Origin of the sequence: Streptomyces viridosporus, from assembly GCF_002078235.1 — a bacterium.
GTDB classification, from domain to species: domain Bacteria; phylum Actinomycetota; class Actinomycetes; order Streptomycetales; family Streptomycetaceae; genus Streptomyces; species Streptomyces viridosporus.
This window is the reverse complement of the sequence record NZ_MSGP01000016.1, coordinates 1-7,934: the sequence shown is the minus strand read 5'-3', so window position 1 is coordinate 7,934 and position 7,934 is coordinate 1. Positions and strand designations below refer to the sequence as shown.

Here is a 7,934-nt window from a genome sequence, read left to right as displayed (position 1 = left end):
GAGCGGGGGACCGGGGACCGGAGAGCCGGGGACCGGGGAGCCGGAGGCCGGGGAGCCGGAGGCCGGGGGACCGGGGACCGGGGAGCCGGAGATGGGCTCCGGGGACCGGTCGCGCCCCCCGGCGGACGAGCCGGACCGCCGCCGCCGGGCCCTGCGGCTGTCCGTGCTGGTCGAAGTGGCCGTGGGCATCGTGGTGCTGCTGGTCACGTCGGTGCTGACCGGCACCCTCCCGGCCCGCGCGGAGGCCGAGGCCGCCAAGACCGCCGGGACGGCCCCGGTGGCCGGGCTCCCCGGGGCGTCGACGGTCACGATCCCCTACGACGTCGGCACCCCCGGCGGCAAGGGCCGGGTGCAGATCACGCTGGACCCGGGCCGGGTGGGCGAGAACGGCGTCCAGGCGGTGGTCTTCGGCGCGGACGGCGGGCTGACGATCGTCCCGGAACTGAGGCTGTCCTTCACCCTCACCGCGAAGGACATCGGGCCCATCGACGCCCGGTTGACCGACCGGGGCGGCTACTGGGCCACCAGCGACCTCAACCTGCCCCTCGAGGGCACCTGGACGATGAAGGCGACGGTCAGGGTGACCGAGCTGGACCAGGTGAGCGCGTCACGGAAGGTGCGGATCACCCGTTGACGGATCGCCCGTCGGCAGGCCGCCCGCTGACGGGCCATCCGTCGACGGGGCGTCCGCTGACGGCTCATCCGTCGACGGGCCGTCCGCCCGTGGGGTCCGCCCGTCGGTGGAGAGCCCGAGCAGTCCGCTCATGAGCTCGGCGGCCCGCACGGAGGCGTCCCCGCAGCACGTGTTGAACAGCACGTGCACCTGCTCGACCCGGTCGGCCAGCCGGCGCAACCTCGGCACCCACGCCCCGAGTTCCTCCGCCCCGTACGCGTACCGGAACCGGTCCTCCTTGCTGCCCGTGCCCCAGGCGGTGCTGCGCCCGTGGAACCGCACCACGGACAGGCGGGGCGAGGTCACGGGCGTGACCGGCGGTACGGACGAGGGCAGCGACTGCACCATGTCGACGCCGACCGCGGCCATCGCGCACCGGGCGAGCAGCGCGGACGTGGCCTCGGCGCGCCCCGCCTCCCACCACGAGGGATGCCGGAACTCCACGGCGAGGGGCCACCCTTCGGCCCGCCGCGCACACTCCTCCACGAACGCCTCGGCCCCCGCGCCGGCCCGCAGCCACGGCGGGAACTGGAACAGCACGCTCCCCAGCCGCCCGCTCCGGCGCAGCGGCCCGATCCCCTCGGCGAACCGCGCCCACACCTCGTCCAGCACCGCCGGGTCGCGCGCGTCGGGCGGCAGCCCGCCGGGCATCACCGCGCTCCGGGTGGGGTGCCCGGTCAGCAGGGAGAACGCCTTGACGTCGAACACGAACCCGTCGGGCGTCCGCTCCACCCACAACCGGCTGTTCCGCTCGGAGGGCAGGGCGTAGTACGACGCGTCGACCTCGACGACGGGGAACCGCTGCGCGTAGTACCGCAGCCGCCCCTCGGCGTCCCGCCGACCCGCCGGGTACCAGCCGCTGCCGACCAGCGCCCGGTCGGTCCAGGAACAGGTGCCCACCAGGATGTCGCCCATGGGGCCCGGCTACCCGCCGCGCCACCCCGCAGACACCGGCGGAGCCGGCCGGGCGGTCAGCCGAGGGACCGGAGGAGTTCGTCGCACGCCTGCTCGCACGAGCGGCAGGCCTCCGCGCACAGGCGGCAGTGCTCGTGCAGGTCGGCGTGGGTGGAGCACTCGTCCGCGCAGGCCCGGCAGGCGGTGGCGCACGCGGTGAGGATCGCGCGGGTGACGTGGGCGTCGTAGCCGGTGTGCCGGGACAGGACGGATGCGGTGGCGTTGCAGATGTCGGCGCAGTCCATGTCGGTGCGGATGCACTTGGTGAGCTCGCCGACCATGCTCTCGGACAGACAGGCGTCCGCGCACGCGGTGCACGCCTGGGCGCAGGCGACGCACTCCTCGATGCACCGGGTGAGTTTGTCGCGGTCCACCCGGCCCAGGTCGGCGGGGTAGGTCGCGAGCATGTCCTTGACGGTCGTCACGATCGGTCCTCCTCGGTCGTCGCCGGGGCGGTGCGGTCCGGGGTGGCCGCGTTCGGTCCGCCCCCGCCCCTGCCGGGTTGGCCCGGCCGGGGAACGCAAACGCGTCCGGGGCGCCCCGGACCCCTCCGCGACGCCCCGGACGCGAGGACCGGTCCGGTGCTCAGTGGTGGGCGTGCACGACGGCGTGGCCCCTGCCGCGGCCGATCATCCACTTGTTGACCGGGGTGGTGATCAGGAAGGCGACCGCGAACCCGCCGAGCAGGGCCGACCAGAACAGCCCGTCGGACAGATGGGCGTCCATCGCGCCCGGGGTGAGGGCGACGATGCCGTTGTCGACGGCCTCCATCACCGCGATCGAGACGGTGTCGGCGGCCAGTGCCACCTTGATCGCGGACTTGAGGTCCAGGCCGGCCCGGACCACCGCGAACAGGGTGAACGAGTAGCCGAACAGGAACGCCAGCGCGATCGCCAGGACCATGGTGGGCAGGTTGCTCCAGCCCAGCGCCGTTCCGACGACCATGCCGAGGATCTCGCCGACGGCGCAGCCGGTCAGGCAGTGCAGGGTCGCCTTCACCGCCATGGACCAGGAGGCCCCGGCGCGGGGACCGTGGGTGCCATGGGCGGTGTGAGCGGTGTGGGTGCCGTGGCGGGCTTCGTGGCCCGCCGGGTCTCCGTGCCCGCCGTGGTCATGCGTGGTGTCGCCGTGCCGACCGGTGTGTTCCATGACCTTCATCCCCTGTCCGTCCGGTGCGCCCCGCAGAACCTCCACCTTCCGCAAGCTATACCCCCTAGGGGTATGTGTCCAGGGGTGGTCGACCTGCGCCACGCCCCGGGGTGCCCGTGGCCCGGGCGCACGGCCGGCGAGGAGCGGACGAAGGGCCTGTCCGCGGCGCGCCCGAACACGGGTGCCCGAGGGCCGCTATCTTTCGCTCCGGACGTCGGACACACGGAGCGGCATGCGACAGGCAGAGGAACGGGCCGGGGAGTCGTACGGGAGCGTCGCGGCCCCCGCGGTCGACGACGAGGCATCCGCGGACGCCGATGGAGCCCCGGCGGACGCCGATGGGGTTCCGGCGGGCGGCTGGCCCCGGCACTGGCCCTTGCTGCTCCTCGGGGCGGCCGTGCTTCCCGGGACGGTGCTCTTCGTCGTCGGCCGGTGGGGGGACGAGCCGGCCGTGCAGGCCTGGCGGACCGTCTGTCTCTCCATCACCGTGCAGGCGCTGCCGTTCCTGCTGCTCGGAACGGCCCTGTCCGGCGCGATCAACGCGTTCGTGCCGGCCCGGGTGTTCACCCGGGTGCTGCCCCGCAATCCCTCGCTCGCCGTCCCGGTCGCCGGAGCCGCCGGGGCCGTCCTGCCCGGCTGCGAGTGCGCCTCCGTGCCGGTCGCCAACAGCCTCATCGGCCGGGGCGTCACCCCGGCCGCCGCTTTCGCGTTCCTGCTGTCGGCCCCCGCCATCAACCCGGTGGTGCTGGCCACCACGGCCATCGCCTTCCCCGGAAGCCCCGAGATGGTGCTGGCCCGGCTGCTCGCCTCGCTCGCCACCGCCAGTGCGATGGGCTGGCTGTGGCTCTGGCTGGGCCGCGAGAAATGGCTGCGGCCGGCCGTACGGCACACCGGGCACCGGCCGGGGCGGAGCCGCTGGACGGAGTTCCGGCTCGGTTTCCAGCACGACTTCCTGCACGCGGGCGGCTTCGTCATCGTCGGGGCCATGGCGGCGGCCACCTTCAACGTGGCCGTTCCCGACTCCGTGCTCGGCGTGTTCTCCGACTCGCCCTGGCTGTCGGTGCTCTTCCTGGCCGCGCTCGCCGTCCTCCTCTCGGTCTGCTCCGAGGCCGACGCGTTCCTCGCGGCCTCCCTCACCGGCTTCTCGCCCCTCGCGCGGCTGACGTTCATGGTGGTCGGACCGATGGTCGACCTGAAGCTGATCGCCCTTCAGGCGGGCACCTTCGGACGGGCCTTCGCGATCCGCTTCTCCGCCGCCACGGCGGTCGTCGCCGTCCTGTGCAGCGTGCTCATCGGAGGAACCCTGCTGTGAAGCGCCCCCTGCAGGCGGTCCTGCTCGTCCTCAGCGGCGTCGGCCTGCTGCACGCCGCGCTCCTCACCGACCTCTACCTGAGGTACGTCAACGACTGGATGCGTCCGCTGCTGATCGCGTCGGGGGCGGTGCTGCTCCTGCTCGGCGCGGCGGAGGCCTGGTCGCTACGGAGGCCGGGCAGGAGCCGGGAGACCGACGAGCGCCACCACGAGGACCACCACGGCGACGGTCACGGCGGCGACGGTCACGACCACTCCGGTGTGCCCGGTGTGGCCTGGCTGCTCCTCCTCCCCGCCCTGAGCCTGCTCTTCCACGCCCCGCCGTCCCTCGGCGCCTACACCGCCTCCCGCCAGGCCACCAAGCCGGTCGTGCAGCAGGACGAGTTCGATCCCCTGCCCGCGACCTCACCGGTCCCGTTGACCCTCCGTGACTTCACCAGCCGCGTCCAGCAGGACCGCGAGCAGGCCCTCAAGGGCCGCACCGTCCGGATGACCGGCTTCGTCACCCCCGGCGAGCGGGGCGAGGGCTGGTACCTGACCCGGCTCCTGATCAACTGCTGCGCGGCGGACGCCCAGTCGGTCAAGGTGCGGATCCACGGGGCCCCGCCCCCGCCCGCCGACACCTGGGTGACGGTCGTGGGCACCTGGCACGCGGGCGGAACCCTCGGTACGAGCTCCGCCCCGGTCGCGCTCGACGCCCGCACCGTCAGCAAGGTCGACCGGCCGGCGAACGCCTACACGGACGCCCTTCCGCTCTCCCCTCCCCGCTGACGACGGGGCCCCGGGCGGCTGCGGAGGGTACGCGACGTGCTCAGCGCGAGGGGGTGGCCGCCCCCTCGCGGACTCCGCCGACCGCCGCCGAAGGAGACGGGGACCGGGGCGGACCCGCATCGACCGAGCCGGCCGTTCGACTCGGCGGCCCCGGACGCGCCCTGCGGTGCGTCGACCCGCTCGGTGTCGTGCCGTCGGACCCATCCGGCTGTCGGACCCATCCGAACAAAACCCTCACGAAATGCCCTTTGCGCGCAGTTGGCTCTGGCAGAGTCGATGCCTGTTCAGGGGCGGCGCACAGCCGGACGCCCAGCGCCCAGTGACCGGGAACCGCCATGAGAGCCGCCGAGCAGCGCGCCGAGGGCGCAGGACCTTTCACCACCCGGCTCACCTGGGGCCTCCCCGGCGGTGGGACCGCCGTGTGGGAGTCACGGCTCGCCCGGCGGCGCGGGATCCTCGCCGTCCGCCCGCCCGGCGCACCCCGCAGCCGGCACACCAGAGCCGACGAGGTCGCGCTCCGCCGCCTGCGCAGGCTCAACGCCGTCGCCGCGACCGCCTTCGTCATCGGCGGAGCCCTCTTCGCGGCCGGGGCCGGCGTCGCCCAGCTCGGCTCCGGCGACGCCACCACCTGCGCCTCGATCTACTTCGCCGGCGGCCTCTTCTTCAACACCGGCGGCTACGTCTCACTGCTCCAGGTCGTCAACGCTCCCCGCCACGTACCCGGCGGCGAGGGCCGACTCGTCACCCCCGGCTGGCGCTGGTGGAGTTACGAGCCGACGCGGGTGGACTGGTCGAGCGCGTTCGTCCTGTTCGTGGGCACCCTGGTGTTCGCCGTCGACCTGCTGGACTCCTTCCTCCAGGGCCTGAGCGTGCAGCAGGTCAACCGGCTGATCTGGGCCCCGGACGTGATCGGCTGCGTGCTCTTCCTGGTCTCCGGCCACCTCGCGTTCGTCGAGGTCTGCCACGGCCGGTTCTGCCTGCGTCGCCGCAGTCTCGGCTGGTGGATCGTCGCCGTGAACCAGTTCGGCTCCGTCCTCTTCATGATCTCGGCGATCGCCGGCTTCACCCGCCCGGCCACCGGCAGCCTGGTCAGCGCGGGCGTCGCCAACTGGGCCACCCTGATCGGCGCCTCGTGCTTCTCCCTCGGCGGAGTCCTGCAGCTCTGCGAACGCCCCTGAGACGACAACCGGCAGGCACGGCGGTGTCGGGGCCGTCTCCGCACATCCGCACAGGAGGTGAGGGAAGCCACACGCGCGCTCCCGGCTCGGGGGCTCGGGGGCTCCGAGGACGGACCACGTCGAAGGGCCCCACCGCAAGCGGTGGGGCCCTTCGACATCGTGCCCGGTGAGGCACTGGCGGAGGATACGAGATTCGAACTCGTGAGGGGTTGCCCCCAACACGCTTTCCAAGCGTGCGCCCTAGGCCTCTAGGCGAATCCTCCGCCGGAAACATTACATGACCGAGAGGAGTGCTCGCGAACTCGTTCCCTCCCCGCGACATGAGGTAGCCTCTGCGTAGCCCCTCACGCGGCGCTATCTGACTGAACTCCCCCAGGGCCGGAAGGCAGCAAGGGTAGGTTGGCTCTGGCGGGTGCGTGGGGGGCGCTTGCGTGTGCGGACGCGGGCCCGGGGGGATCGGCCCGCGGGGGCGGATCCGCGGACGGGACCGGATGTCGGCGGGCGCCTATAACCTCGTAGGCGTGTCGTCTCTCGCGCTGTACCGCCGCTATCGCCCGGAGTCGTTCGCCGAGGTCATCGGGCAGGAGCATGTCACCGACCCGTTGCAGCAGGCGCTGCGGAACAACCGGGTCAATCACGCGTACCTGTTCAGCGGCCCGCGCGGATGCGGCAAGACGACCAGTGCGCGGATCCTCGCGCGGTGCCTGAACTGTGAGGAAGGTCCCACGCCGACGCCGTGCGGCACCTGCCAGTCCTGTCAGGACCTCGCGCGCAACGGCCCCGGCTCGATCGACGTCATCGAGATCGACGCCGCTTCCCACGGTGGTGTGGACGACGCCCGGGACCTGCGCGAGAAGGCGTTCTTCGGGCCCGCCCACAGCCGTTACAAGATCTACATCATCGACGAGGCCCACATGGTCACGTCGGCCGGCTTCAACGCGCTGCTCAAGGTCGTCGAGGAACCCCCGGAGCACCTGAAGTTCATCTTCGCCACCACCGAGCCCGAGAAGGTCATCGGGACCATCCGGTCGCGCACCCACCACTACCCGTTCCGGCTGGTGCCGCCGGGCACCCTCCGGGACTACCTCGGCGAGGTCTGCGCGAAGGAGGACATCCCCGTCGAGGAGGGCGTGCTGCCGCTCGTCGTGCGGGCCGGCGCCGGGTCCGTGCGGGACTCGATGTCCGTCATGGACCAGCTGCTCGCCGGCGCCGGGGAGGAGGGCGTGACGTACGCCATGGCCACCTCCCTGCTGGGGTACACGGACGGCTCGCTGCTCGACTCCGTGGTGGAGGCCTTCGCGACCGGTGACGGGGCCGCCGCCTTCGAGGTCGTCGACCGGGTGATCGAGGGCGGCAACGACCCGCGGCGGTTCGTCGCCGACCTGCTGGAGCGGCTGCGCGACCTGGTGATCCTCGCCGCCGTGCCGGACGCCGCGGAGAAGGGGCTCATCGACGCCCCCGCCGACGTCATCGAGCGGATGCTGGCCCAGGCCGGCACCTTCGGCGCCGCCGAGCTCAGCCGCGCCGCCGACCTCGTCAACGAGGGGCTCACCGAGATGCGCGGCGCCACCTCGCCCCGCCTCCAGCTCGAGCTGATCTGCGCCCGCGTGCTGCTGCCCGCCGCCTACGGCGACGAGCGCTCGGTCATGGCCCGCCTGGACCGGATCGAGCGCGGCGTGAACTTCTCGGCGGGCGGCGGCGCGGGCGCACCCGCCCTGGGATACGTGCCCGGACCGGACGTCCACGGCGGAGCGGCGGCCGGTCCGGCGCAGGGCCAGGCCCCGGTCCCGCCGGGGGGCGGTCCCGCCGCAGCCCGGGCCGCGGTGCGGGCTCCGGGGGGCGGTCCCGCACCGGCCCCGCCCGCACCCGCTCCCGCGCCGGCTCCGGCTCCGGCTCCG

The 7,934-nt window shown here is 73.6% G+C and carries 7 protein-coding genes, 1 tRNA gene, 1 other RNA gene and 1 pseudogene; 6 read left to right on the top strand and 4 right to left on the bottom strand.

Annotated elements, in window-relative coordinates; all coding sequences use genetic code 11:
- Positions 1 to 634 (top strand): annotated as a pseudogene (locus B7L92_RS01430) (transporter); the annotation flags it as partial.
- Here B7L92_RS01430 and B7L92_RS01425 read toward each other — a convergent pair.
- The 3 genes from B7L92_RS01425 to B7L92_RS01415 form a co-directional block, all read right to left on the bottom strand.
- Positions 608 to 1,588 (bottom strand): DUF72 domain-containing protein, encoded by a 981-nt coding sequence (locus tag B7L92_RS01425; protein ID WP_081235678.1) that lies wholly within the window; start codon positions 1,586 to 1,588, stop codon positions 608 to 610. The pseudogene B7L92_RS01430 and the gene B7L92_RS01425 sit on opposite strands and share 27 nt — an antisense overlap.
- Positions 1,589 to 1,644: 56 nt before the next feature.
- Positions 1,645 to 2,055, bottom strand: a complete 411-nt coding sequence (locus B7L92_RS01420; RefSeq protein ID WP_218030423.1) for a four-helix bundle copper-binding protein — start codon at positions 2,053 to 2,055, stop codon at positions 1,645 to 1,647.
- A gap of 157 nt (positions 2,056 to 2,212) precedes the next feature.
- A complete protein-coding gene (locus B7L92_RS01415; protein ID WP_255310708.1) occupies positions 2,213 to 2,776 on the bottom strand; it encodes a DUF4396 domain-containing protein in 564 nt (187 codons plus the stop codon).
- Between the two features lie 232 nt (positions 2,777 to 3,008).
- Here B7L92_RS01415 and B7L92_RS01410 point away from each other — a divergent pair, with 232 nt between their 5' ends.
- The 3 genes from B7L92_RS01410 (at position 3,009) to B7L92_RS01400 (ending at position 6,036) form a co-directional block, all read left to right on the top strand.
- The gene (locus B7L92_RS01410) at positions 3,009 to 4,088 is read left to right on the top strand and encodes a permease (protein WP_081235675.1); all 1,080 of its coding nucleotides are present in this window, start codon (positions 3,009 to 3,011) and stop codon (positions 4,086 to 4,088) included.
- Positions 4,085 to 4,858: a TIGR03943 family putative permease subunit gene (locus B7L92_RS01405; protein WP_081235674.1), complete on the top strand. Its 774-nt coding sequence runs from the start codon at positions 4,085 to 4,087 to the stop codon at positions 4,856 to 4,858. The genes B7L92_RS01410 and B7L92_RS01405 overlap by 4 nt, the downstream gene beginning before the upstream one ends.
- Positions 4,859 to 5,193: 335 nt before the next feature.
- Positions 5,194 to 6,036, top strand: a complete 843-nt coding sequence (locus B7L92_RS01400; protein WP_081235673.1) for a hypothetical protein — start codon at positions 5,194 to 5,196, stop codon at positions 6,034 to 6,036.
- A 175-nt stretch (positions 6,037 to 6,211) separates the two neighbouring features.
- Here B7L92_RS01400 and B7L92_RS01395 read toward each other — a convergent pair.
- Positions 6,212 to 6,299: transfer RNA gene (locus tag B7L92_RS01395), tRNA-Ser, on the bottom strand.
- 72 nt (positions 6,300 to 6,371) lie between these two features.
- On the opposite strand from B7L92_RS01395, the gene ffs reads away from it, so the two are divergent.
- Positions 6,372 to 6,470, top strand: an RNA gene (gene ffs, locus B7L92_RS01390) — signal recognition particle sRNA small type.
- Between the two features lie 87 nt (positions 6,471 to 6,557).
- Positions 6,558 to 7,934, top strand: a 1,377-nt coding sequence (locus B7L92_RS01385) for a DNA polymerase III subunit gamma and tau (RefSeq protein ID WP_143626217.1), incomplete at its 3' end; no start/stop codon positions are given.

Coding starts and splice junctions, on each gene's coding strand:
- B7L92_RS01410 (WP_081235675.1), top strand. CDS start 3,009: ATGCGACAGGCAGAGGAACGGGCCGGGGAGTCGTACGGGAGCGTCGCG.
- B7L92_RS01415 (WP_255310708.1), bottom strand. CDS start 2,776: ATGGAACACACCGGTCGGCACGGCGACACCACGCATGACCACGGCGGG.
- B7L92_RS01425 (WP_081235678.1), bottom strand. CDS start 1,588: ATGGGCGACATCCTGGTGGGCACCTGTTCCTGGACCGACCGGGCGCTG.
- B7L92_RS01400 (WP_081235673.1), top strand. CDS start 5,194: ATGAGAGCCGCCGAGCAGCGCGCCGAGGGCGCAGGACCTTTCACCACC.